Source organism: Pseudomonas sp. 1121_17 (assembly GCF_052850745.1).
Map to the genome: position 1 here is coordinate 30,771 of NZ_VXCX01000008.1, position 23,761 is coordinate 54,531.

The 23,761-nt window shown below is 59.8% G+C and carries 18 protein-coding genes; 14 read left to right on the top strand and 4 right to left on the bottom strand.

From position 1 onward, the window contains the following. The first annotated feature begins 137 nt into the window (after positions 1 to 137). Both FW789_RS15600 and FW789_RS15605 read left to right on the top strand, forming a co-directional pair. Positions 138 to 509 carry a hypothetical protein gene (locus FW789_RS15600; protein ID WP_146047313.1) on the top strand — a complete coding sequence of 124 codons (372 nt, stop codon included), beginning with the start codon at positions 138 to 140 and terminating at the stop codon, positions 507 to 509. Between the two features lie 62 nt (positions 510 to 571). Beyond that, positions 572 to 943 carry a hypothetical protein gene (locus FW789_RS15605; protein WP_146047314.1) on the top strand — a complete coding sequence of 124 codons (372 nt, stop codon included), beginning with the start codon at positions 572 to 574 and terminating at the stop codon, positions 941 to 943. A 428-nt stretch (positions 944 to 1,371) separates the two neighbouring features. On the opposite strand, the gene FW789_RS15610 is transcribed toward FW789_RS15605, so the two are convergent. Beyond that, positions 1,372 to 2,265, bottom strand: coding sequence for a DMT family transporter (locus FW789_RS15610; protein ID WP_146047315.1), 894 nt, complete (start codon positions 2,263 to 2,265; stop codon positions 1,372 to 1,374). A gap of 14 nt (positions 2,266 to 2,279) precedes the next feature. Further along, positions 2,280 to 3,152, bottom strand: coding sequence for an aspartyl/asparaginyl beta-hydroxylase domain-containing protein (locus tag FW789_RS15615; protein ID WP_186700690.1), 873 nt, complete (start codon positions 3,150 to 3,152; stop codon positions 2,280 to 2,282). Between the two features lie 105 nt (positions 3,153 to 3,257). Between FW789_RS15615 and FW789_RS15620 the strand changes: the two genes are divergently transcribed. Next, on the top strand, positions 3,258 to 4,154 hold the full coding sequence (locus tag FW789_RS15620; RefSeq protein WP_446431720.1) for a LysR family transcriptional regulator: 897 nt from the start codon (positions 3,258 to 3,260) through the stop codon (positions 4,152 to 4,154). Between the two features lie 85 nt (positions 4,155 to 4,239). Here the strand turns inward: FW789_RS15620 and putA are convergent, their stop codons facing one another. Then, on the bottom strand, positions 4,240 to 8,193 hold the full coding sequence (gene putA, locus FW789_RS15625; RefSeq protein ID WP_411562281.1) for a trifunctional transcriptional regulator/proline dehydrogenase/L-glutamate gamma-semialdehyde dehydrogenase: 3,954 nt from the start codon (positions 8,191 to 8,193) through the stop codon (positions 4,240 to 4,242). 357 nt (positions 8,194 to 8,550) lie between these two features. Here putA and putP point away from each other — a divergent pair, with 357 nt between their 5' ends. The 9 genes from putP to FW789_RS15670 all read left to right on the top strand — a co-directional run bounded on the left by putP (position 8,551) and on the right by FW789_RS15670 (position 19,384). After that, positions 8,551 to 10,026 (top strand): sodium/proline symporter PutP, encoded by a 1,476-nt coding sequence (putP, locus tag FW789_RS15630; protein WP_103435819.1) that lies wholly within the window; start codon positions 8,551 to 8,553, stop codon positions 10,024 to 10,026. 154 nt (positions 10,027 to 10,180) lie between these two features. Continuing rightward, positions 10,181 to 11,017, top strand: a complete 837-nt coding sequence (locus tag FW789_RS15635; RefSeq protein WP_103435820.1) for a 23S rRNA (adenine(2030)-N(6))-methyltransferase RlmJ — start codon at positions 10,181 to 10,183, stop codon at positions 11,015 to 11,017. Positions 11,018 to 11,280: 263 nt separating this feature from the next. After that, on the top strand, positions 11,281 to 13,038 hold the full coding sequence (locus FW789_RS15640; RefSeq protein ID WP_101315830.1) for a carbamoyltransferase family protein: 1,758 nt from the start codon (positions 11,281 to 11,283) through the stop codon (positions 13,036 to 13,038). Further along, entirely contained in the window at positions 13,022 to 14,152 is a 1,131-nt protein-coding gene (locus tag FW789_RS15645; protein WP_446431721.1) for a glycosyltransferase, read from the top strand. The genes FW789_RS15640 and FW789_RS15645 overlap by 17 nt, the downstream gene beginning before the upstream one ends. Continuing rightward, positions 14,152 to 15,048, top strand: a complete 897-nt coding sequence (locus tag FW789_RS15650) for an antimicrobial resistance protein Mig-14 (RefSeq protein ID WP_103438682.1) — start codon at positions 14,152 to 14,154, stop codon at positions 15,046 to 15,048. Before FW789_RS15645 ends, FW789_RS15650 begins: the two co-directional genes overlap by 1 nt. Positions 15,049 to 15,050: 2 nt before the next feature. Next, entirely contained in the window at positions 15,051 to 16,478 is a 1,428-nt protein-coding gene (locus FW789_RS15655; protein ID WP_446431722.1) for a PIG-L deacetylase family protein, read from the top strand. Beyond that, positions 16,475 to 17,431 (top strand): glycosyltransferase family protein, encoded by a 957-nt coding sequence (locus FW789_RS15660; protein ID WP_446431723.1) that lies wholly within the window; start codon positions 16,475 to 16,477, stop codon positions 17,429 to 17,431. Before FW789_RS15655 ends, FW789_RS15660 begins: the two co-directional genes overlap by 4 nt. 29 nt (positions 17,432 to 17,460) lie before the next feature. Beyond that, on the top strand, positions 17,461 to 18,228 hold the full coding sequence (locus FW789_RS15665) for a hypothetical protein (RefSeq protein WP_103435823.1): 768 nt from the start codon (positions 17,461 to 17,463) through the stop codon (positions 18,226 to 18,228). Further along, entirely contained in the window at positions 18,221 to 19,384 is a 1,164-nt protein-coding gene (locus FW789_RS15670; protein ID WP_446431724.1) for an O-antigen ligase domain-containing protein, read from the top strand. Before FW789_RS15665 ends, FW789_RS15670 begins: the two co-directional genes overlap by 8 nt. A gap of 153 nt (positions 19,385 to 19,537) precedes the next feature. Here the strand turns inward: FW789_RS15670 and FW789_RS15675 are convergent, their stop codons facing one another. Continuing rightward, positions 19,538 to 20,176 carry a toluene tolerance protein gene (locus tag FW789_RS15675; RefSeq protein WP_186700677.1) on the bottom strand — a complete coding sequence of 213 codons (639 nt, stop codon included), beginning with the start codon at positions 20,174 to 20,176 and terminating at the stop codon, positions 19,538 to 19,540. A gap of 113 nt (positions 20,177 to 20,289) precedes the next feature. Here FW789_RS15675 and msbA point away from each other — a divergent pair, with 113 nt between their 5' ends. Together msbA and hldE are read left to right on the top strand one after the other, a co-directional pair. Next, positions 20,290 to 22,092 (top strand): lipid A export permease/ATP-binding protein MsbA, encoded by a 1,803-nt coding sequence (gene msbA / locus FW789_RS15680; RefSeq protein ID WP_103435826.1) that lies wholly within the window; start codon positions 20,290 to 20,292, stop codon positions 22,090 to 22,092. A gap of 127 nt (positions 22,093 to 22,219) precedes the next feature. Continuing rightward, positions 22,220 to 23,641 carry a bifunctional D-glycero-beta-D-manno-heptose-7-phosphate kinase/D-glycero-beta-D-manno-heptose 1-phosphate adenylyltransferase HldE gene (gene hldE / locus FW789_RS15685; protein WP_207073798.1) on the top strand — a complete coding sequence of 474 codons (1,422 nt, stop codon included), beginning with the start codon at positions 22,220 to 22,222 and terminating at the stop codon, positions 23,639 to 23,641. Positions 23,642 to 23,761 lie beyond the last annotated feature (120 nt).

Consider the following 23,761-nt stretch of genomic DNA (forward strand, 5'->3'; position numbering starts at 1 on the left):
ACAGAGTGGGGGGAGGGCGATCGGAAACTTCCTACATGCTTCTCGGATTTCTTGGCGAGACAGAAACGCCTCACAAGTTGTAGATATTGTCCCTTTGTAGGGGGAAATATGGACAGATTGATTCGCTGGAATGATGTGTGGAAAGAAGATCTCCTGCTGGATCGCTGAGTTTTGGTCCTGGGAAGTGGAAGATAATGGATGTGCGTAGAAGGAAAATAGCTTCAGGTGCAGCTTTTTTTGGAAATTTTCTGGCGTCGCTTAGTGATGAGGGGCGAGTGTTCTTGAGCGATGGAAAAGACTATGCGAACACTACGAGGGTCGTGACGCAAAAATGGGTGCCTCTAGGCGATGAGGAGCTTTATATTGCGGCGTCCTCGGCGATATATAAGTGTGGAGAAGTCAAAGAAACAGTGCAAATTTATGTACAGGGAGACGATGCGTGGGAGGTGTCGGGCAGCGTGTGGTATTGGCGCCGTGTAATTGCAGACGAGGTATATGAACTGAAATGACAAGTCGTCTACAGATCTCGTCAGGTCGGAAGATACGGTTGATTCAAATGCTATGGGGAGGGATGGATGCGCTTTATGTAGCGTTCCTTGTGTATGGCAGTTTGAAACGCGGCAGAGTTCCGATCTTGGGTGATTTTTATTCTGGTTTAGAAAGTATGCAGTGCTGGGGTGGTGGGCTGGAGTTTTTAATATGGCTCGGCGCTGCAGTCCAGATCTCAGTTATCGTGACGTGCGTGTTGTTCCTTGCTGGAAGAACGTACGCTTTATATCTCGCAGTTATCCAATTCCCAGGTAGGTTGATGTTTGCGATCCCCTCGTTTTCCCTACTCCTCGTTATTCCAGGTATTAATGCCTGGCTTTGGATGGTGATTTTTTTAGCTTTCGAGGCAATCAAAGGCTGGAGCCTGTGGTGGCTATGGCGCAACCGGACGTGATTAATTTGGTGTCGGTGAGTGGGGGCTAGAATTGGTGCTTCGTGCGTCATTGGGCATTGATGACGCCGAGTCGGGAGTGCGGCGGTGATTGCGCTGGCGTTGCGTAAGTGGGCGGTGGCCAGGCGCGGATTGGTGTAGCTGCTGCTGGTTTTGGGGCCGCGAAGCGGCCCCAATTACAGGCGACGTCGACCTGGAATCAGCCGGTAGTCACCAGGTTGAATTTGCTACTCAGTAGTCAGCAGGTGTTGATGCCACGTGACCTTAATGTGCTGCCTGTGGCGCACAATCAGTTTTATTTGATCTGATGTCTCGGATTTTCCCTCTACTGTGTAGTCCATTTCCCAAACCGGCGCTCAGATGCCTCAGGCCATTGCGACGAGTTGCGTTGCGAACTACGATCGGGTGGCGGGCTTGAAGAAGAGCAGAAACTATTGTTTTTCGATTGTGGGTGTATCCGGCTTAGCTTGCGTCGCTCCAAAGCCCTTTACCGCTACCATGACCAAACAAGCCCCCAACAGGGTTAACCAATTAATCTTGTTGCCAAATGCAAGGTAGTCCATTGCCATGGTTATGACGGGGACCATATAGAAGAGAACACCCACCTTGCTGGCGGAGTTTCTGGCGAGCATCTTGAATAGCAGGACAACAGCGAGCGTGGATACAACCGTGGACATCCATAGTGCCGAAACGACAAACGTAGGCGTCAAGCTCAGTCGTATATCCGTAAACGGCAGCACCGCCAGGAAGGTAATCGAAGCAATGAGCGCATGATAAAAAGCGGCGGTCACGGGATTGATCGTGGTGTTCTTCTGCAGGACCGCACCGGCCGTTATGGCGAGCACCGACCCCAAACCAAAACATAGTCCTATGGCAGTTATCGATCCTAGTTCACGGGCGCCGAGTAGCGCGATCGTCAGGCCTGATAACCCCAACAAAAGATATAGGCTGCCAGCCCTGCCAATCCGTTCGCTGGCAAAAATTGGGGTGAGGAGAGGTTGGAACCCGAGGATCAGTGCAAGTACCCCCGGCGACATGTGATGGTTCAAGGCAAAGAAGTAGGCTGCTTGATAGGCTACTTGTAAAAGTACACCGACACCCATCACTCGAATCAAAAGGGCTTTTGGTAATAGCAGGCTCTCTTTCAGCTTGTAGTGCGGCGCGGTCAGCCAGCAAGCAATGAGCAAGGCCAGCACTGCGCCAACAGAGCGAATTGTAAGAAAAACAGAGACTGACGCATCCTCGAGGCCGAGCTTTACGAAGATAGCTCCGCTGCTCCACATCAGTAAAAAAGCCAGGGGGTAATATTTTTCTGCTGTGGTCATAGCGGAGCTCACGATCAGGCGTTCCAGTCGTTTATTGCATAGCGCTGACCAATATCTCTCTGTTCGATGAGATAGCGGCGCAGCCCGACAGCCTTGTCAATTATTTCTAGGTTGTCGGCTTGCCTAGCGGCGCTGATGATCCAGTCATAGCAGGATGAGACTGGAAGGTCATAGATAAAATGGTACTTTGATAATGCGAATACAATGTCTTTGAAGGTGTGGCGATTTATGATTTTTGATGTGGCGGAAATGATCTCCGATACGTGCGTTGTGTGTAGCGGTTGGCGCTCGATATAGGTGGTGTGGCAATCAAAGTCAATAGCGGCTTGAGCTCCAAAAATATCGGTGTCGACAAAGGCATCTTCAAACATGAAGTCCAAGCAGAGAAACATACGGCTGTGTAATCCAAAATTTACTGCTGCATGGCTTATTCCTGCATCGAGGTACCAGACTTCGCCTGCCCTCATCTGGAACACACCGTGCTCGTCAGAGTGGAAGGATTCGTCATTGTCCTCAAGGGCAACAAAGACCCTGAAATATTTGGTTTTCTGGCCAAGTTCCACGAAGTCGCGGTGCGGTATCACCAGTCCGTCAACGAGGCTCCTGGCGCGAACCATTTGGAGGTTATCGAACTTAAAATGTGTATGGATGAACTCGCGAAGGTGCAAGCATGCCAATGCATGCTCAGTAGGTAAACAGTGGTCTGTGCTCCTGTACTGAGTGTCGGAAGCGTCGCCGCTCGCATTATAGATGGATAGGTTTTTCCAATGGCCTTGTCCAAATTCATCGTACTCTTCAGGCTGCTTGGTTACGGAATTGAGATGCTCGATGTCCCTGGTTAAGTTGTAGTCCCGGAGGTCGATTTTCCCGATGATTCTAGATGGCATGCTATGGCTCCATTTGAGAAGCTCGCATGCTAAGTCATTGTTTGATCAAGTGATCGCTAATAATTATGATGCAACCCATCTCGGAATGTGATGATAGAGCTTCGAATGAACCTTGATATGAATCAGCTGCGCACATTCGTTACCGTGGCGGAATTAAAGAGCTTTTCCAGAGCCTCGGAAAAACTGTGTCGCGTCCAGTCAGCCGTAAGCCAGCAGATCCAGAAGCTTGAAGCTCATCTAGGCGCTGACCTGTTTGTCAGGGGCAAGAAAGCGTTGGCGTTGACGGCCAAAGGCGACGAGATGCTTGTTCATGCTGTCAGAATCCTGGAGATGAATGATCAAGCCGTCGCCACGATGACCGACATGAGCTACAAGGGGCAGGTCAAGGTTGGGACGTCTGACGCCTACGTCTCCAGTTTCTTCTCGGATATTATCAAGCGGTGTGCTGCGCGTTTTCCTGACATGGAGATTGAAGTGCACTGTGGTTACAGTAGCCAGATTTGGGAGCGCTATCTGTCCGGTGAACTGGATGTAGTGTTGACGCAGGGTAGGCCTCCGGCGGTGTCATCTGAGCTTCTCCATTCTGAAGAGCTTAAGTGGGTCTGCGCTAAGGGCAGCAATGCCTTGGCACAAAGTCCGGTGCCCTTGGCACTTTTTACTAAGGGCTGCGGCGACAGGGACTTGATACTGCAAGCTCTGCAGCGTGTTAGAAAGGCCTATCGAGTAAGTTACAACAGCACCAGTTATGCAGGTATTGTCGCGGCATTGGCATCCGGGTTCTACGTGTCTGCGGTCTTGATGAGTACGCTTGACGAAGACTTTCAAGTCTTGACAGGGGTTGATGGCTTCCCAGTGATAGGTAACCTGGATATCACGCTTGCTTATCATGATAAATCCAAAGGCTCGCTTTCCAGTGCCTTTGCCGATATTTCCAGAAGTTACTTTGGTTCCATGAGCGCAAGCGGTCTTTTGGTGGAACCCAAAGCGGTACAGTCCCAGTGATCTGTTCGTCGGTTAACGCACCATTCTGAAAGTCATAAAAAAAGGAGAGCCAAAGCTCTCCTTTTTGCTTACTGCCGTGTCGGTGTCAGCCGATCGTCATCAAGCTCGCGTTACCCCCCGCCGCAGCGGTGTTGACGCTCACTGCGCGCTCGATCACCAAACGCTCCAGGGCAATCTGCTGATCGCCGCTGGACAACCCGTGCACACCGACAATCGCCCCGGCGCGCTTGGCTACCTGTTCGCATACGGCGCGCAGTTGGTCTGAGTGGCCGTGGTGGATAACAGCATCGAACGCTACTTCATCCTTGGTCCAGTCAGCTACCAGCTTGACCTTGCCTTGCAGCTCTTTAGGCAGGCGCGCACGCAGGCTCTTGGCCGGCTCGCCGTCGACGCATACCGCCGAGCTGCCTACAGCCAGTACTGCAGCCAATTGAGCCAGCAGGTCAGCTTCATTGTCTGCCAGGCACAGCACATGCTCGCGCGGCAGGATGGTGTAGCTGTTGCGCTCGCCGGTCGGGCCCGGCAGCAGGCGGGTGATGCCGCTCTGTGATTGCTCTGCGAACTGCTCGCAGAGGCTGGCCAGGTCGCTCAGCTGGTTGCTTTCGGCCCAGGCTTTAAGGCTGTGCAGCGGCTTGATCAATTGATCGCGCAGGACGCTGTCGACCTTGCTGGTAGCATCGGCCTCCTTGAACTGGCGAGCCACGGCGTCGACCGGGCGGGTCGACAGCAGGCGGTACAGGTACAGCGGGCCGCCGGCTTTCGGGCCGGTGCCGGACAGGCCTTCACCACCGAACGGCTGCACGCCGACCACGGCACCGACGATGTTGCGGTTGACGTACATGTTGCCGGCGTTGACGGTATCCACAACCTTGGCGATGGTTTCGTCGATGCGGGTGTGTACGCCCAGGGTCAGGCCGTAGCCGGAGGCGTTGATCTGCTCGAGCAATTGGTCGAGGTTGCGGCGGTTGTAGCGCACTACGTGCAGTACCGGACCGAAGATCTCGCGCTTGAGTTCGTCGAAGCTGTCCAGCTCGATCAAGGTCGGCATGACGAAGGTACCGCGTTTGCATTCGGCAGCATCGGCGATGGCCACCTGATACACGGCGCGGCCTTTTTCGCGCATGGCCTGGATGTGCTTCTCGATACCCGCCTTGGCTTCAGCGTCGATTACCGGGCCGATGTCCACCGACAGGCGCTCCGGGTTGCCCTGGCGGTTTTGCGCCATGGCGCCCTTGAGCATTTCGATCACGCGGTCGGCGGAGTCTTCCTGCAGGCACAGAACGCGCAGGGCCGAGCAACGCTGACCGGCGCTGTCGAATGCCGAGGAAACCACGTCGATCACCACTTGCTCGGTCAAGGCCGACGAGTCGACGATCATCGCGTTCTGCCCGCCGGTTTCGGCGATCAGCGGGATCGGTCGGCCTTGAGCGTCGAGGCGGCCAGCGATATTGCGTTGCAGCAGGCGGGCGACTTCGGTCGAACCAGTGAACATCACACCTTTGACCCGCTCGTCACCGACCAGACCGGCGCCGACGGTTTCACCGCGGCCTGGCAGCAGTTGCAGCACACCCTCAGGTATGCCGGCTTCAAGCATCAAGCGCACCGCTTGCGCAGCGATAAGCGGAGTTTGCTCGGCAGGCTTGGCCAGCACAGGGTTACCGGCAGCCAAGGCCGCAGCAACCTGGCCGCTGAAGATCGCCAGCGGGAAGTTCCACGGGCTGATGCACACCACCGGGCCCAATGGGCGGTGGGCGTCGTTGCTGAAGTTGTTGCGGGCCTGTACCGCGTAGTAACGCAGGAAGTCCACCGCTTCGCGGACTTCGGCAATGGCGTTGGCGTAGGTCTTGCCGGCTTCACGCACCAGCAGGCCCATCAACGGCTGGATCTCGGCCTCCATCAGGTCGGCACTGCGCTCGAGGATCGCTGCACGCTCGGCTGGTGGCGTCGCTTGCCAGATCGGCGCAGCGTTCAGCGCGCACTGGATGGCGTTGTCGACATCAATGACGGTGGCTTCCTGCACATGACCGACGACGTCGCGATGATCGGACGGGTTGATCACCGCTGCCGTCACTTCCTGGCTGCTAGCGCAACCCAGCATCGGTGCGGCTTTCCACTCGGTGTGAGCGGTTGCCAGCAACGCGCAGGACAACGACGCCAGGCGATGTTCGTTGGCCAGGTCGATACCGGCCGAGTTGGCCCGCTCGCTGCCATACAGGTCACGCGGCAGCGGGATGCGCGGGTGTGGCAGGCCGATGCTGCCTTCCTGGGCCGCCATCTGCTCGATATTGGCGACCGGGTCGGAGACCAGCTCTTGAATCGAAATCGAGTGGTCGGCAATACGGTTGACGAACGAGGTGTTGGCGCCGTTTTCCAGCAGGCGTCGCACCAGATAGGCCAGCAGCGTCTCGTGGGTACCGACCGGGGCATACACCCGGCACGGACGGTTCAGCTTGCCATCGGCAACTTTGCCCACCACTTGTTCGTAGAGCGGCTCGCCCATGCCGTGCAGGCACTGGAACTCGTACTGGCCCGGGTAATAGTTCTGCCCGGCGATGTGGTAGATGGCCGACAGGGTGTGGGCGTTGTGGGTAGCGAACTGCGGGTAGATGGCTTCTGGCACCGACAGCAGCTTGCGTGCGCAGGCGATGTAGGAAACGTCGGTGTACACCTTGCGGGTGTAGACCGGATAGCCTTCCAGACCTTCGACCTGGGCGCGCTTGATTTCGCTGTCCCAGTAGGCGCCCTTGACCAGGCGGATCATCAAGCGATGGCGGCTGCGCTTGGCCAGGTCGATGACCGAGTCGATCACGTACGGGCAACGCTTCTGATAAGCCTGGATGACAAAACCGATACCGTTCCAGCCAGTCAGCGATGGCTCGAAGCACAGGCGCTCGAGCAGGTCCAGCGACAGCTCGAGGCGGTCGGCTTCTTCGGCGTCGATGTTCAGGCCGATGTCATACTGCTTGGCCAGCAAGGTCAGCGACAGCAGGCGCGGGTACAGCTCGTCCATCACCCGCTCGTATTGCGCGCGGCTGTAGCGAGGGTGCAGGGCGGAAAGCTTGATCGAGATGCCCGGGCCTTCATAGATGCCGCGGCCATGGGAGGCCTTGCCGATCGAGTGGATCGCCTGCTCGTAGGAGGCCAGGTACTTCTGTGCGTCATGCTCGGTGAGTGCGGCTTCACCGAGCATGTCGTAGGAATAACGGAAGCCTTTGGACTCGAAGCGGCTGGCGTTGGCCAGGGCTTCGGCGATGGTTTCGCCGGTGACGAACTGCTCGCCCATCAGGCGCATGGCCATGTCGACGCCCTTGCGGATCATCGGTTCGCCACTTTTGCCGATGATGCGCGTCAGCGACGAGGTCAGGCCGGATTCGTTGTGGGTCGAGACCAGCTTGCCGGTCAGCAGCAGGCCCCAGGTTGCTGCGTTGACGAACAGCGACGGGCTGTTGCCCAGGTGCGGGTGCCAGTTGCCGGTGCTGATCTTGTCGCGGATCAGCGCGTCGCGGGTGCCTTTGTCGGGGATGCGCAGCAGGGCTTCGGCCAGGCACATGAGAGCAACGCCTTCCTGCGACGACAGCGAAAACTCCTGCAACAGGCCCTGAACGATACCGGCACGACCGCTGGCGCTCTTTTGGTTACGCAGCTTCTCGGCGATGCCCGAGGCGAGCTTGTTGGTGGCTTCGGCCTGGGCAGTGGTCAGGCGCGCCTGCTCCAGCAGCATCGGCACCATTTCCTGCTCGGGGCGACGGTAGGCCGAAGTGATGGCAGCACGCAGTACCGATTGCGGCAGGATGCTTTCAGCAAACTCGAGGAAGCATTGATGGCTATGCTCAGGCTGTACCTCGCCGGCGTCGTCACTGAGGTTGGCACCATGGCCATTGATTTCGTGCAGGGTCGCGCCACCCTCGAGCTTCTCCAGGTAATTGAAGATAGCCTGCTTGATCAACCAATGCGGCGTACGGTCAATCGACTGCGCAGCTGCCTTGAGTCGCTCACGGGTAGGGTCATCGAGTTTGACCCCAAGGGTGGTAGTCGCCATTTCTTGTCCTCATTATTGCCACTTGCTGTGGCTTTAGCTGAGGCCAAGATTAGCGCTAGCCAATTGCGGGTGCAACCTGGTGCAACCCGTTTTTTTAATGTTTGAGGTGCAACTCGTCTGGCACGTGGTTTTAGGTCGTCGCGCTGCTCGATTATGGTGCGTTTTCCCTTGATAAACGCGGCGTTTGCGACAAAAGTGTCTAAAAGCGACGTTTTGTGTGTAAACGCATTTCAGGGTGCAACTGGCAAATGAAAAATGGTTGCACCCGGTTCATGTTGTTGCATAGCATGCGCCGCCTGGGTGCAACCGCTTTGTCGGCTGGTTGCATGAAATAAAAACAAACGCCAGGGCACAACCATGGGCAATCCACTGACGATCACCTTCGTGGTCTACATCGCAGTAATGGTACTTATCGGCTTCGCCGCCTATCGCTCCACCAACAACCTTTCCGATTACATTCTCGGCGGACGTAGCCTCGGTAGCGTTGTCACCGCGCTGTCCGCAGGTGCCTCCGACATGAGCGGCTGGCTGTTGATGGGCCTGCCAGGCGCCATCTACATGTCCGGCTTGTCCGAAGCCTGGATCGCCATCGGCCTGACCGTTGGTGCTTACCTGAACTGGCTGTTCGTGGCCGGCCGTCTGCGTGTGCAGACCGAGCACAACGGCGACGCGCTGACCCTGCCGGATTACTTTGCCAGCCGCTTTGAAGACAAAAGCGGGCTGCTGCGGATCATCTCTGCGATAGTCATTCTGGTGTTCTTCACCATCTACTGTGCCTCGGGCATCGTGGCGGGTGCTCGCCTGTTCGAAAGCACCTTCGGCATGTCGTACGAAACCGCACTGTGGGCCGGCGCTGCTGCGACCATCGCCTACACCTTCGTCGGTGGTTTCCTGGCAGTGAGCTGGACCGATACCGTGCAGGCCTCGCTGATGATCTTCGCGCTGATCCTGACGCCGATCATCGTGCTGATCTCGACGGGCGGCTTCGACACCACCTTCCTCGCCATCGAGGCGCAGAACCCGGCCAACTTCGACATGTTCAAGGGGGCGACCTTCATCGGCATCATCTCGCTGATGGGCTGGGGCCTGGGCTACTTCGGCCAGCCGCACATCCTCGCGCGGTTCATGGCTGCCGAGTCGGTCAAGTCGATCGCCAAGGCTCGTCGCATCTCGATGACCTGGATGATCCTGTGCCTGGCTGGTACTTGCGCCGTGGGCTTCTTCGGTATCGCCTACTTCTCGGCCAACCCTGATCTGGCTGGCCCGGTTACCGAGAACCACGAGCGTGTGTTCATCGAGCTGGCGAAGATCCTGTTCAACCCGTGGGTTGCCGGTGTGCTGCTGTCGGCCATTCTGGCGGCGGTGATGAGCACCCTGAGCTGCCAGCTGTTGGTCTGCTCCAGCGCCCTGACCGAAGACTTCTACAAGACTTTCCTGCGTAAAAACGCTTCCCAGGTCGAGCTTGTCTGGGTCGGCCGGATCATGGTCCTGGCCGTGGCACTGATCGCCATCGCCCTTGCAGCCAACCCGGAAAACCGCGTGCTTGGCCTGGTGGCGTACGCCTGGGCTGGCTTCGGTGCTGCGTTTGGTCCGGTAGTCCTGCTGTCGGTACTGTGGAAGGGTATGACCCGCAACGGCGCGCTGAGCGGTATCATAGTTGGCGCACTGACCGTGATCTTCTGGAAGCAGCTGGACACCGGCCTGTACGAAATCATTCCGGGCTTCCTGTTTGCCACCATCGCCATCGTGCTGGTGAGCAAGCTGGGCGCGCCGACCTCGAGCATGGTTTCGCGCTTCGAGAAGGCTGACGAGGCTTACCACATCGGTAAGTAATGTTGCCCTGATCGCTGTATGAAAAAGCCCGCGCCTGTTTAGGTGCGGGCTTTTTCTTGCCCGCTGCAAGGCAGGCCTGCAGTCGCCTGGCGCATACGCAGGCCTGACGGCTCCAGCCTGACAAGGTAAACTTGCCGCCTGCGCAGGAGTTGCCATGAACTATCGTCACGCCTTCCACGCCGGCAACCATGCCGACGTCTTCAAACACATCGTGCTGACCCGCCTCATCGCCTTGATGTCGCGCAAGGAGCAGCCGTTCGCTTACATCGATACCCACGCCGGCCTCGGTCTGTACGACCTGCACGGCGACCAGGCGAGCCGTACCGGTGAGTACCTGGAGGGCGTTGCCCGGCTGTGGGGCCGTGACGATCTGCCCGAGATCACCGCCGACTACCTGCGCGTGATCAAGCGCCTGAATCCAGAAGGTGAGCTGCGCTATTACCCGGGCTCGCCCGAGTTGGCGCGCCGGCTGATGCGTCAGCAGGACCGTGCGCTGTTCAACGAAAAGCACCCGGAAGACGGCCCATTGCTGCGCGAGAACATGAAAAAGGACCCGCGCGTCACCGTTCATCTGGGTGAAGGCTGGCATGTGCCCCGGGCGCTGCTGCCAGTGCAGGAAAAACGCGCGATCATGCTCATCGATCCGCCGTTCGAGCAGGCCGACGAGCTCAAGCGCTGCACCGTTGCAGTCAAGGAAGCGATCGGGCGCATGCGCCAGACGGTGGCGGTGATCTGGTACCCGATCAAGGACCAGCGCTTGCTGACTCGCTACTATCAGGACCTGACCAGCACCGGCGCGCCGAAGCTGCTGCGCGCCGAGCTGTATGTGCATCATCAGGACAGCCCGCAGGGTCTGAACGGTTCCGGCCTGGCGATTGCCAACCCGCCATGGGGTCTGGAAGAAGAGCTGCGCGAGTTGCTGCCGCTGCTGGCCAAAGAGCTGGCCCAGACTGACGGTAGCTGGCGCCTGGATTGGCTGATTGCTGAGTAGTCACAGTGCCCTGATGCTGTGCAGATCCCTGTAGGGGCGGCCTTGCCGGAGCGCCGGACCGGTCGGAAAGGGCTGCGAAGCGGCCCCACATTTTCAGCTTCGCCGCTGATACCGCCGGGCCAGCTTCGCTGGCCTTTCGCGACACAAGGCCGCTCCTACACAGGGGCGGTGCGCGATGGAGCTTTGCGTTATAATCCCGCCCTTTAGCCGCCGTCCGCCGTGAGGCCGACCGCGCATCTCTACCGAATGAAGAGGCTAGACCCTTGGCATTGACGATTCTTGGCCTGTCCGGCGCCCTTAGCCATGACCCTTCCGCGGCCCTGTACATCGACGGCAAACTGATTGCCGCCGCCGAAGAAGAGCGCTTCGTGCGTGACAAGCATGCGAAGAACCGCATGCCCTACGAATCGGCGAAGTTCTGCCTGGAGCAGGCCGGCATCAAGCCGTCGGACGTCGATGTGGTCGCCATACCCTTCGCCCCGATCAGCCTGTTCGGCAAGGCCCGCTGGCACTATGCCAAACGCTACTGGTATGCCCCGGACCGCGCCCTCGACGCGCTGCTGATGGGCAACCGTCGCTACAAGCGCTATCGCAACAAGATCGTCTGGTGCCTCGAGCAACTGGGCTTCGATCCGAAAAAGATCAAGATCGAGCCGGTCGAGCACCACCTGGCGCACGCCTCCAGTGCTTACCACTGCTCGGGCTTTAAAGAAAAAACCGCGATCCTCGGCATTGATGGCAAGGGCGAATACGCCACGACCTTCTTTGGCTACGGTGAAAACGGCAAGATCCACAAGATCAAGGAGTTCTTCGATCCGGACTCGCTCGGCGGCCTGTATGGCGCGATCACCGAGTTCCTCGGCTTCGAAATGCTCGACGGCGAGTTCAAGGTCATGGGCATGGCGCCATACGGCGATGCCAGCAAATATGACTTCTCACGCCTGGCCAGCTTTGAAAACGGCGAACTGGTGATCAACACCGAATACGCCAACGTCATCGGCCTGCGTCGCTATAAAGAAAAGGGCAAGGGCTTCTACTTCTCGCCAAAACTGATCGAGTGGCTGGGTCCCAAGCGCGAAGGCGATATCGCCGACGAGCCGTACATCCACTACGCGGCGAGCATGCAGGCGCTGTTCGAGAAGCTTGCGCTGCAGATGATCGACCATTACCTGGGCGACATCCTCAAGCAGACCGGCAAGCTGGCCTTCGCTGGCGGCTGCGCGCTGAATGTCAAGCTCAACCAGAAGATCATCGCCCGCCCGGACGTCAAGGAGCTGTTCGTGCAGCCGGCCTCCGGTGACGCCGGTACTGCGGTCGGCGCTGCTGCCTACGTGTCGCACGCCCGTGGCGTCCCGGTCGAGAAGATGGAACACGTCTACCTCGGCCCGTCGTATTCCAACGAAGACGTGATTGCCGCCTGCGCTCGCCATCCGAGCCAGCCGCAGTGGCGCAAGCTGGACAACATGCCCGAGCAGATCGCCAAGATCATGGTCGATGGCAACCCTGTGGCCTGGTTCCAGGGCCGCATGGAGTTTGGCCCGCGCGCGCTCGGTGGCCGTTCGATCATCGGCTGCCCAAGCGTTGCCGGGGTTGCCGACCGGATCAACCACCAGATCAAGTTCCGCGAGCGCTGGAGGCCTTTCTGCCCGTCGATGCTCGACACCGTTGCGCCGCAGATGATCAAGATCGATCACCCTGCGCCGTTCATGACCTTCACCTTCGAAGTGTCGGATGAATGGAAAACCCGTGTACCGGAAGTGGTCCACGAGGACGGCACTTCGCGTGCCCAGGTGCTCAAGCGCGAATACAACCCGCGCTACTACGACATGATGAAAGCGCTGGAAGACCTGACCGGCAACGGCGTGTCGCTGAACACCTCGCTGAACCGTCGTGGCGAGCCGATGATCTGCTCGCCGACCGACGCCTTGAACATGTTCTTCGGCTCGGACCTGCAGTACCTGATCATGGAAGACATCCTGGTCGTGAAGGATGGCGCTGCGCCTTATGACCAGCCGCTCTGAACCGCGCATTCTGCAGTTCTGCCATGGTTATGACGGGCCGTTTCTCGACTGCGCCCGTCAGTACGCCAGCCTGTTTCAGGGGCGCGGTTATCAGGTCACCACGGTGTTTCTCACCGGCAAGGCCGATCCGCAGGTAGCCGCGGGCTGTGCTTCGGACGAAGTGCTGTTTCTCGAATTCAGCTCCAAGGCCGTGCGCGGCCTGAAGCTGGGGGCGATACGTGCGCTGCGGCGGATCGCTGCCGAGCGCAACTTTGCCCTGTGCATCGCCCACCGCTTCAAGCCGATCTATGTCGCCTCTCTCGGCACCGATCTGCCGGTGATCGGCGTGCACCACGCGTTCGGCGACTATCAGCGCAACAGCCGCCGGCTTTTCGCCAATCTGTTCCGCCAGCGCCTGAGCTTGCTCGGCGTGTCCGACGCGGTGCGTGACGATATGCGCCGCTGCCTGACGCAGTGGCCGGCCGAACGTATTCAAACCCTGTACAACCGCATCGACGTCGATGCACTGCAGGCCAGCCTGGTGCCGGCTGCGGAAGCTCGGCGCGTACTTGGCCTCGACCCACAGGCGTGGATTGTCGGCAATGTTGGCCGTCTGCACCCGGACAAAGACCAGGCGACCTTGCTCAAAGGATTTGCCCAGGCGCTGCCGAGTCTGCCTGCCGGTGCTCGCCTGGCGATCCTCGGCACTGGCCGCCTGGAGCCACAGCTCAAGGCCCTGGCGGTCGAGCTGGGTATTGCTGCTCAGGTCGACTTTCTTGGCCAGGTGGCGGATGCGCGGCGCTACTTCAAGGCGTTCGATGTATTTGCGCTGAGCTCGGATCACGAGCCGTTCGGCATGGTCCTGCTGGAGGCTATGGTCGCCGGCGTTCCGGTATTGGCCACGGCCTGTGGCGGTGCCCGCGAAGTGGTCGAGGGCGTTGGCATGCTGTTCCCGCTGGGCGATGCCGGGCAGTTGGCCCAGGGCCTGGAACATATGGCCAGGCTGGACGACCAGCAGCGTCAGGCGTGTGCCGAGCACATGCTGCAACGCTTGCGCGAGCGCTTCAGTGATCAGGCCGTCGCCGAGACCTTCTGGCAGTTGCCGCAAGCGCAGGCGTTGGCGGTGCAGCCGTGATCTTCAACCGCATCCCGGCTGTGCGCGAGCGCGGCTGGAAAGTCATCGATGCCGCGGCCTATGCCGAGACCTGGCAGCGCTTCGGCGGCAGCGTCGCGACCCATCCGCGGGTGCTCGAACAGTTGGCTGAGCTTGCGCAGATCCCGGTCCGCTATCTGGGGTGGGAGCAGGGCGGTGATTTACAGGCGGCCATTCCGACCTGGGGTCGCCACCTGGCATTGTCCAAGGACGTGCTCAAGCGTCACGGCAAAAAGGGTCTGTTCGACCTGGGCAATGCCGAACTGATTCTGCCGGCGTCCAGCACTGCCGAGGCGCCGCTGCGGCATGCCGGGCGCTACCTGTCAGAGCTCAACCACGGGCGCTTCAGCGGCCTGCAGGCGCAAACTGAACAGTTGGCCATGGCCCGCGCGCCGGAAGACCTGTCGAAGAAGTTTCGCTACAACCAGCGCCGCGAACTGCGCCTGCTGGAAGAAGCCGGCGGGCAGGTGCAGCCGATCAGCGATTTTACCTCGGCGCAGATCGCCAGCATGTATTGCGACCTGTTCCAGCGCCGCTGGGGCTTCGCTGCCACCGGCGCGCAGCATATGCCTGAAGTGCTGGAGCGCCTGCGCGAGCTGTTGATCGGTTCGGTGGTATTGCTTGAAGGTGCACCGATTGCCATCCAGCTGATCTACCGTGTCGAGGCCCCAGAGTGGGTCAGCGTCGAGTACGTCAACGGTGGCGTCGACCCCGAGACCAAGGCGTTCAGCCCCGGCAGCGTGCTGAGTTTCCTCAATACCCAGGCCGCCTGGGAAGATGCCCGCGCGCGCAACAAGGCCCTGCGGTTCTCCTTCGGTCGTGCTGACCGGGAGTACAAGGAGCGTTGGTGCACGCCGGTGCCGGTGTATCAGGTCTGACCATGAGCGCACGCAAGCAGCAGTTACTCAATCGTCATCGCAAGCGCAAACGGCTGGTTGTGTTGGTGCTGTTGTGCGTTCTTTTGCTGTCGGGCTTGTGGCTGTGGTGGCTGCCGCCGGTACTCGCGCTGCTGCTGTGGGTCGGCCATGAAGCCTGGTTTTCTGATCACCTGTTCTACGTGGCTGCCAGTGATTACGAGTACGACCTGCAAGGCTGCGCGCGCTACCCGCTGCACAGCCGCGACGGCCTGCTGACGCTGCCTGCAGATTGCGTACTGGATGCCAGCCAGACCCTGCTGCTGCGAGTGCAACTGCGCGCCAGCTTGCTGGGTCGGCTGTTTGACCCTGCCGTTGTCATCGAAGGCGGCAACGTCGACAAGCAAACCTTCGAGCGCGGCGCCAAGGGTGTGCGCTACCTCAATCTCAGTGGTCAGGAGGCTGCATTGGCAGCTGGGCAACTGCGTTTGCGCGGGCGCCACTGCCGGTTGGCAGATGAAATGGAGCTGCTGGTTATCGGCCACGCCGACTACCTTGCGGGCACCCTGATGGTGATCGCGCCGCATGCCGATGATGCCGAGCTGGCGGCCTTTGCAGCGTATGCCCAGGCCGAGCAGAGCTGGATCGTCACCCTGACCGCTGGCGAAATTGAAAATGAGTACTACCGCGACACACTGGCCCTGGACACCGTGCAGGCAGCCCGGCTCAAGGGCGAGCTGCGCAGTTGGGACAGCGTCGCCGTGCCGCGCTGGGCCGGGGTGCCATCGGCGCAGAGTGTGCAGCTCGGTTACTTCTGCATGCAATTGAGCGCGATGCAGGCCAATCCGCAAGCAGTAGTGGCGTCCCGTGAGGCCGATCTGGTCGATACGCGTCCGTTTCGCCGCTTCAACGAATGCACTCTTCAGAGTGATACACACGGTCAGCCGACCTGGCAGGCCCTGGTGGCTGATCTGTGCGAGCTGATCGAGCGCGCGCGACCGGACACCGTAGTGCTGCCGCATCCGCAGCTCGACCCGCACCCCGATCACATCTGCGCCCACGATGCACTGCGCGAGGCGCTGGCCGCGTGCCAGTGGCAGCCGCAGACCCTGCTGCTGTACGCCAACCACCTTCATGACAACGACCGCTGGCCGATGGGCGAGGCGGGTGACGGCGTGGCCTTGCCGCCGTTGTTCGAGGCGCAGCCGGGGATGTGCCCGTGGGCACTGCAAGTCTCCCCTGAGCGACAGAGGCAAAAGGCCATGTCTTTGGCTATGATGCACGACCTGCAGCCGTCGGCGCCGCTCAAAAGACGGGTTCGGCGCTTGCTGCAACAGTATCTGGCAGGTCGCCGTTGGCCGCTATTTGGTAAAAACGAGTTCTTCCGTAAGGCAGTGCGTCGCCACGAACTGTTTTGGGTCGAGACACTGGTCGACAAGAGTAAACCACAGTGAAAGTCCTGTTTCTGGTCCAGAAAGAGCAGCGCGCCATCCTTGATCGGCTGTATGAAGGCATCGCCGCCAGTTGCGAGTGTGATATCCGCTGGCTGACCGACGCCGAACAGGACGACCTGCGCGGTTACTTCAAGCAGCATGTGCAGGTCGAACAATACGACCGCATCCTGTTCTTCTTGCGCTTCAAAAAGGAGATCCGTCAGGTTCGCTGCATCAGCCAGATACCCAATCTGGTCATCCTTGAGCACGATGCCTACCAGAACTACATCCCCTGCAAGTACACCGGCAAGTTCAGCGCGCATTACCGCCGCCTGCCGTGGGTGCGGGTGATCACCTCTGGTGCGGTGGTCACCCGCCGTCTGCAGGACGAAGGCTTTGACGCGGTGTTCGTGCCCAAGGGCTATGACCAGGCGCTGCTGCGCAACGAGAACCGCGAGCGCGATATCGAACTGGCGTTTGTCGGCAGCCTGCGCAGCGTCGCCTATTCCGGGCGCAAGGCCATGCTCGACTCGTTGGCCGAGGTGGAAAACCTGGTCATCACCCGCACCAAGTCCGGCGAAGAGTACAGCCAGACCCTCAGCCGCATTCGCTACTTCGTCAGTGCCGATGTCGGCATGGGCGAGTACATGATCAAGAACTTCGAAGCCATGGCCTGTGGCTGTGTGCTGTTCGCCTACGACCAGGGTGATGAAGAAAACCGCGCCCTGGGCTTTGTCGACATGGACAACATCGTGCTGTACCGCGACCTTGCGCAATTGCGCGAAAAACTCGCGGTGCTGCGTGCCGACAGCGCCCTGGCCGAGCGTATTTCCCGCAATGGTCAGGCATTGGCAGAGCAGCGCTTCAGCTTCCACGCCATCGGCCAGGCGATCGTCGAGGCCATGCGTCCCCCTTTGCGTCAGCGTGACAACCCGGGCCCGTGGCAACGTCTGCGTCGCGCCCTGGGTCTATAACGCCCGACCCTAAACCATCGAGGACAACCATGCTTTTCAGTGAAAGCAGCGAGATCACGCTGATGGTGACCAGTTGCGGTCGGTTCGATCTGCTCAAGCGCACGCTCGAGACCTTCGACCGCTTCAACACCGCTCCCATCCGCGAGGTGTTCATCACCGAAGACGCCGGCGACGAAGCCGTGCGCGAATGCATCCCCGAACACTGGCGTGCGCACACGACCTTTATCGTCAACAACCCGAAGCTGGGCCAGTTGCGTTCGGTTGACGCCGCGTACGCGCAGATCAAGACGTTCTGGGTGTTCCACTGTGAAGATGACTGGGCGTTCTACCGCCCGGGCTTCATCGAAGACTCCATGGCCCTGCTTGAAGCTGATCCACAGGCCTTGCAGGTCTGGCTGCGCAGCTTTGCCCATGACCTGCAGGTGCACAGCCCGTATGTGTTCCTGCACGAGCGTCAGGTGCACGCCGGCATCCCGTTCTACCAGCTGGGTTCGAACAAACCGGAATGGCAGGGCTTTTCCTTCAATCCGGGCCTGCGCCGGCTGGCTGATTACCAGGCGCACGCGCCGTATGCCTCGCATTCGGGCGAGAAGAGCCTGTCGCGGCTGTATGCCGACGCCAACCGCTACGCACTGATTCTTGAAAACGACGCTGTATTGCACACCGGTTTCGGTGAGCACGTGGAAATGCCCGAAGAGAAGGTCAAGAAGCTTCGGCGCAAGCGCATGGAGCGCATCAAATTGATGGCTGCGCTCGTTATTGGACTACTGGTTGGATGGGTATTGAAGGATGTTTGAAAAGATAGGCAAGGTGGGCGCGGTAAGCAGACAATACTTCGCTGCGGCAGTGATCATATTCCTGCTCAGCTATGTATTGATGGCGTCTTCGAAGTGGACTAACAATATTTTCTACGTGTTTGTTGCGTTGCCTGGGCTGGTGTTCCTGATAAAGGAGCGCGGCGCAGGGTTGTTTTCGCACAAACTGAGCTGGGCCTGGGTGGTGTTTCTGCTGTGGTTCCTGGTGCCGGCGGCGATAGCCGGGGATGGCCAGTTCTATAAGCACATCCTCTACGTGGCGTTGTTTGTGTTCATTGTCGGCGGTTTGCTCAATCCTGAGTTCTTCCGCTCGGAAACGTTCGGTCGGGCGCTGTTCTGGGTCATTTGCCTCTACATTTATGCCTGCGCCGCATATGGCTACCAGACGGGCGAATTCCGCTTTGGCGGGCGTGTAGGGATTCTGCCGGCGCGCATGGAAAACGTGATCTATGCCAGCATCTGGTTGTTCTGCGCGCTGGCCCTGGCCATGCCTGCATGGGTGCGTAATCGCCGCTGGATCGAGGCATTTGCAGCTGTAGTGCTGTCGGTGGTTGCGGTCAGTTTTGTGCTGCAGACACGGACAGCGCTGGTGGGTGCGGCGTTCCTGTTCAGCGCTTGGGCGTGCTACGCGCTGTGGCGCTTCCCGCGCGTTGCCGGCCCTTGGCTGCTGGCGTTTGCCGTGATGGGCGGCATCGTGCTGTGGGTTATCAAGGATGCCCAGTGGTTCCATAACCTGTTTGCTCGCGGCGATTCATATCGGATCGAGCTGTTCCAGGTGATGGTTGGCGAATGGGCCAACTGCGGGTGGTTGCTGGGTTGCGGGGTGGAGTTCCACACCGACAAGCTGCTCAGCGGGGTGATGGTCATTCAGCATCCGCACAACATCTTCGTCGCGATGGGCTTGTACACCGGTGGCATTTCGCTGGTGCTGTTCCTGATTGTCATGGCCATGACCCTGATCGAGGCGATTCGCCTGCGCGATCCGTGGGGTATGTACCTGGCGTGCGCGCTGGTGATGCTCAATTTCGATGGCAGCAAGCTGATCGGCAACCCGGATGAGCTTTGGCCGCTGGTGTTGTTGCCGGCAGCGATGGTGTTGGGCAGGGTTGTCCAGCAACAACAGCGTAAGCGCTGGTAACGCATTAGAAAGCTTGCGCGGTCCCTGTAGGAGCGGCCTTGTGTCGCGAAAGGCCAGCGTAGCTGGCCCGGCGATGTCAGCGGCGAAGCTGAAGCCGTGGGGCCGCTGCGCGGCCCTTTCGCGACACAAGGCCGCTCCTACAAAGCCCCGGTCTCAGGCCAGCACCTTGGCCAGTTCTTCGCGACTGCACAGCTGCTGAGCGGCCAGGTAGCCATCGACAAAGCTGCTGTCGCCGGCGTCGAGCAGCCACTGACGATCCTGCGGATAGCGCAGCATGTGCTTGAAATTGCGCAGCCGCTGCGACTTGCGCAGCGGCCGGCGGAAGATGCGCAGGTCGGCGATGTCGATCAAGCCCAGTTCACCCTCAGGCGTGAGCACCACATTGCCCATGTGCGCCGAGCGGAAGTACACCCCGCGCTCGTGCAGAATCGCAATGAACCGGCCCAGTTGCGCACGCAGTTGGTCGTGATCGGCAGGCTCTTCAAGCACCTGGCGCAAGGTCTGCCCAGGCAGCGGTGCATAGTGCACGGCATCGCGCTCGATTGCGCCGATACGGTATACCGCCTTCACCACTGGACACGGAATCTGCCGCTCCTGCAGATGCCGACAGTTGTCGGCAAAGCGCTGCGCATACGGATACCACGCAGCAGAGCTGAGCAGGCGCTTGCGACGAAACAGTTTGAGCATGCTGCCATCGATCAGGCGCAGGACCTTGTCGCCGGTGCCATCGGCTTCGAGCACAGTGGCGCCTTCGCGCAGTGCGAGATAACGTGCCTGTTCAAGCGCTTGCATCAAGTCTCCAGAGTGTGGCCAAGGGCAGGGCAGCCGCCTATCTTACCTGCAGCAGGCGGTCGGCAACACCGCGTGTGGTATAATCCCGACTCTTTTTCACCCGACGGATTGTCATGACAGTTCCCGAATCGTCCGCGCCCTCGAGCCTGAAGATCTATTTCCGCCTGCTCAGCTATGTGAAGCCCTATCTCGGCATCTTCATGCTCAGCATTCTCGGCTTCGTGATCTTTGCTTCGACCCAGCCCATGCTGGCCGGCATCCTCAAGTATTTCGTCGACGGCCTGAGCGATTCTCAAGCCGTGCTGTTCCCCTCCGTGCCGTACCTGCGCGACCTGAAACTGCTGCAGGCAGTGCCGCTGCTGATCATTCTGATCGCCGCCTGGCAGGGCCTTGGTTCGTTTCTGGGTAACTACTTTCTGGCCAAGGTCTCGCTGGGCCTGGTCCACGACCTGCGCGTCGAGCTGTTCAACAAGCTGCTGGTGCTGCCCAACCGCTATTTCGACAGCCACAACTCGGGTCACCTGATCTCGCGCATCACCTTCAACGTGACCATGGTCACCGGTGCTGCCACCGATGCAATCAAGGTGGTGATCCGTGAAGGCCTGACGGTGGTGTTCCTGTTCGCCTACCTGCTGTGGATGAATTGGAAACTGACCCTGGTGATGTTGGCGATCCTGCCGATCATCGCGGTGATGGTCAGTACTGCCAGCAAGAAATTCCGCAAGCAGAGCAAGAAGATCCAGGTCGCGATGGGGGATGTGACCCATGTCGCCTCCGAGACCATTCAAGGCTACCGTGTGGTGCGCAGCTTCGGTGGCGAAGCCTACGAGCAGCGCCGTTTCAACGCGGCCAGCCAGAGCAACACCGACAAACAGCTGCGCATGACCAAGACTGGCGCGCTGTACACGCCGGCGCTGCAATTGGTGATCTACACCGCCATGGCGTCGCTGATGTTCCTCGTGCTGTTCCTGCGCGGCGACGCTTCGGCCGGCGATCTTGTGGCCTACATTACTGCTGCTGGCCTGCTGCCCAAGCCGATTCGTCAGCTTTCGGAAGTCAGCTCGACCATCCAGAAAGGCCTGGCCGGCGCCGAGAGTATCTTCGAGCAGCTCGACGAGCCTGCCGAAGTGGACGCTGGCACGGTTGAAAAGGACCGCGTCGAGGGTCGTCTGGTGGTGCGCAACCTGAGCTTCACCTACCCCGGTACCGAGCGCCAGGTGCTGAACGACATCAGCTTCACCGCAGAGCCTGGACAGATGATCGCCCTGGTTGGTCGCTCCGGCAGTGGCAAGTCGACCCTGGCAGCGCTGATCCCGCGCTTCTATCACCACAATGAAGGGCAGATTCTGCTCGATGGCGTGGAGATCGAAGAGTACAAGTTGCGCAACCTGCGCCGGCATGTCTCGCAGGTCACCCAGCACGTCACCCTGTTCAACGATACCGTCGCCAACAACATTGCCTACGGCGATCTAGCTGGTGCGCCGCGCGAGGCCATCGAGGCTGCCGCCGCCGACGCCTACGCCAAGGAATTCGTTGATCAGTTGCCCAAGGGCTTTGATACCGAAGTCGGCGAGAACGGTGTGCTGTTGTCCGGCGGCCAGCGCCAGCGTCTGGCGATTGCCCGGGCCTTGCTGAAAAACGCCCCGCTGCTGATTCTCGACGAGGCCACTTCGGCGCTCGATACCGAGTCGGAGCGGCACATCCAGGCCGCGCTGGATCACGTTATGCAAGGCCGCACCACGCTGGTCATCGCCCACCGCTTGTCGACCATCGAAAAGGCCGACATGATCCTGGTCATGGACCAAGGCCGTCTGGTCGAACGCGGTACTCACGCCGAACTGCTCGAGGCTAATGGCCATTATGCCCGCCTGCACGCGATGGGCCTTGATCAGCCAGAGAAAGTCGATATCACCTGAGTCGGCTGTTTCGGGGCCGATCCGGCCCCGATTGTCACCGGAATTGTCCAGGCCGGCTTGGCGCTAAAGCCATCGTCTGGCCTGTGCTAATATCCTGCCCCTGTTAATTTTTCCATATGGGTTGCCCATGAAGTTGTCCATGCCGAGTTTCGATCAAGCCCCGGTGTTGGTGGTCGGCGATGTCATGCTCGACCGCTACTGGCATGGTGGTACTTCACGTATTTCCCCGGAGGCGCCGGTGCCTGTGGTCAAGGTCGAACAGATCGAAGACCGTCCCGGCGGCGCGGCCAACGTGGCCTTGAACATTGCCGCCCTGGGCGCGCCGGCCTCGCTGGTCGGTGTGACTGGCCAGGACGAAGCGGCCGAGAGCCTGAGCAACAGCTTGCAGGCTGCGGGCGTACGCTCGATCTTCCAGCGCATTGCCCACCAGCCGACCATCGTCAAGCTGCGGGTCATGAGCCGTCATCAGCAACTGCTGCGCATCGACTTCGAAGAACCGTTCGCCACCGACCCGCTGTCATTGGGTGTCGAGGTTGAAAAGCTGCTTGATGGGGTCAAGGTGCTGGTCCTGTCCGACTACGGCAAGGGCGCCCTGAAAAACCACCAGAGCCTGGTCCAGGCGGCGCGTGCCCGCGGTATTCCGGTATTGGCCGACCCCAAAGGCAAGGACTTCTCGATCTACCGCGGCGCGAGCCTGATCACGCCCAACCTGAGCGAGTTCGAAGCCATTGTCGGCCGCTGCGTCGATGAAGCCGACCTGGTCGGCAAGGGCCTGCAATTGATGCAGGAGTTGGACCTGGGTGCATTGCTGGTGACCCGTGGCGAACATGGCATGACCCTGCTGCGCGCCGACCACCCGGCGCTGCACCTGCCGGCCCGGGCCCGTGAAGTGTTCGACGTCACCGGTGCCGGCGACACGGTCATCTCGACCCTGGCCGCCGCTATCGCTGCTGGCGAAGACCTGCCCCATGCCGTGGCCCTGGCCAACCTTGCCGCCGGCATCGTGGTCGGCAAGCTCGGTACTGCGGCGATCAGCGCCCCTGAACTGCGCCGTGCGATTCAGCGCGAAGAAGGTTCGGAGCGCGGCGTGTTGACCATCGAACAGTTGTTGCTGGCGATCGACGATGCGCGCGCGCACAACGAGTCGATCGTGTTCACCAACGGCTGTTTCGACATCCTTCATGCCGGCCACGTGACCTACCTGGAGCAAGCCCGCGCGCAAGGTGATCGCCTGATCGTTGCCGTCAACGACGACGCTTCGGTCAGTCGCCTGAAGGGTCCTGGCCGCCCGATCAATAGCGTCGACCGGCGCATGGCAGTACTTGCTGGTTTGGGTGCAGTTGATTGGGTCATCAGCTTCCCGGAAGCCACCCCAGAAAACCTGCTCAGCCAGGTCAAGCCTGATGTTCTGGTCAAAGGTGGCGACTACGGCATCGATCAAGTGGTTGGCGCCGACATCGTTACCAGCTACGGCGGGACGGTGAAAGTGCTCGGCCTTGTGGAAAACAGCTCAACTACTGCAATAGTAGAAAAGATCCGCAAGAACTGAAAAAGGGCCGCTTAGCGGCCCTTTTCATTCCTGGCATGACGCAATCCTCTGTAGGAGCGGCCTTGTGTCGCGAAAGGGGCGCGTAGCGGCCCCAGATCGCAGCTTCGCCGCCGAAATAGC

What these genes read in the sequence shown, in the direction of transcription:
- FW789_RS15655 (WP_446431722.1), top strand. Translation starts at nt 15,051, where the DNA reads ATGAGCGCACGCAAGCAGCAGTTACTCAATCGTCATCGCAAGCGCAAA.
- putP (WP_103435819.1), top strand. Translation starts at nt 8,551, where the DNA reads ATGGGCAATCCACTGACGATCACCTTCGTGGTCTACATCGCAGTAATG.
- FW789_RS15635 (WP_103435820.1), top strand. Translation starts at nt 10,181, where the DNA reads ATGAACTATCGTCACGCCTTCCACGCCGGCAACCATGCCGACGTCTTC.
- putA (WP_411562281.1), bottom strand. Translation starts at nt 8,193, where the DNA reads ATGGCGACTACCACCCTTGGGGTCAAACTCGATGACCCTACCCGTGAG.
- FW789_RS15645 (WP_446431721.1), top strand. Translation starts at nt 13,022, where the DNA reads ATGACCAGCCGCTCTGAACCGCGCATTCTGCAGTTCTGCCATGGTTAT.
- FW789_RS15605 (WP_146047314.1), top strand. Translation starts at nt 572, where the DNA reads ATGGATGCGCTTTATGTAGCGTTCCTTGTGTATGGCAGTTTGAAACGC.
- FW789_RS15675 (WP_186700677.1), bottom strand. Translation starts at nt 20,176, where the DNA reads ATGCAAGCGCTTGAACAGGCACGTTATCTCGCACTGCGCGAAGGCGCC.
- hldE (WP_207073798.1), top strand. Translation starts at nt 22,220, where the DNA reads ATGAAGTTGTCCATGCCGAGTTTCGATCAAGCCCCGGTGTTGGTGGTC.
- FW789_RS15615 (WP_186700690.1), bottom strand. Translation starts at nt 3,152, where the DNA reads ATGCCATCTAGAATCATCGGGAAAATCGACCTCCGGGACTACAACTTA.
- FW789_RS15610 (WP_146047315.1), bottom strand. Translation starts at nt 2,265, where the DNA reads ATGACCACAGCAGAAAAATATTACCCCCTGGCTTTTTTACTGATGTGG.
- msbA (WP_103435826.1), top strand. Translation starts at nt 20,290, where the DNA reads ATGACAGTTCCCGAATCGTCCGCGCCCTCGAGCCTGAAGATCTATTTC.
- FW789_RS15670 (WP_446431724.1), top strand. Translation starts at nt 18,221, where the DNA reads ATGTTTGAAAAGATAGGCAAGGTGGGCGCGGTAAGCAGACAATACTTC.
- FW789_RS15665 (WP_103435823.1), top strand. Translation starts at nt 17,461, where the DNA reads ATGCTTTTCAGTGAAAGCAGCGAGATCACGCTGATGGTGACCAGTTGC.
- FW789_RS15620 (WP_446431720.1), top strand. Translation starts at nt 3,258, where the DNA reads ATGAACCTTGATATGAATCAGCTGCGCACATTCGTTACCGTGGCGGAA.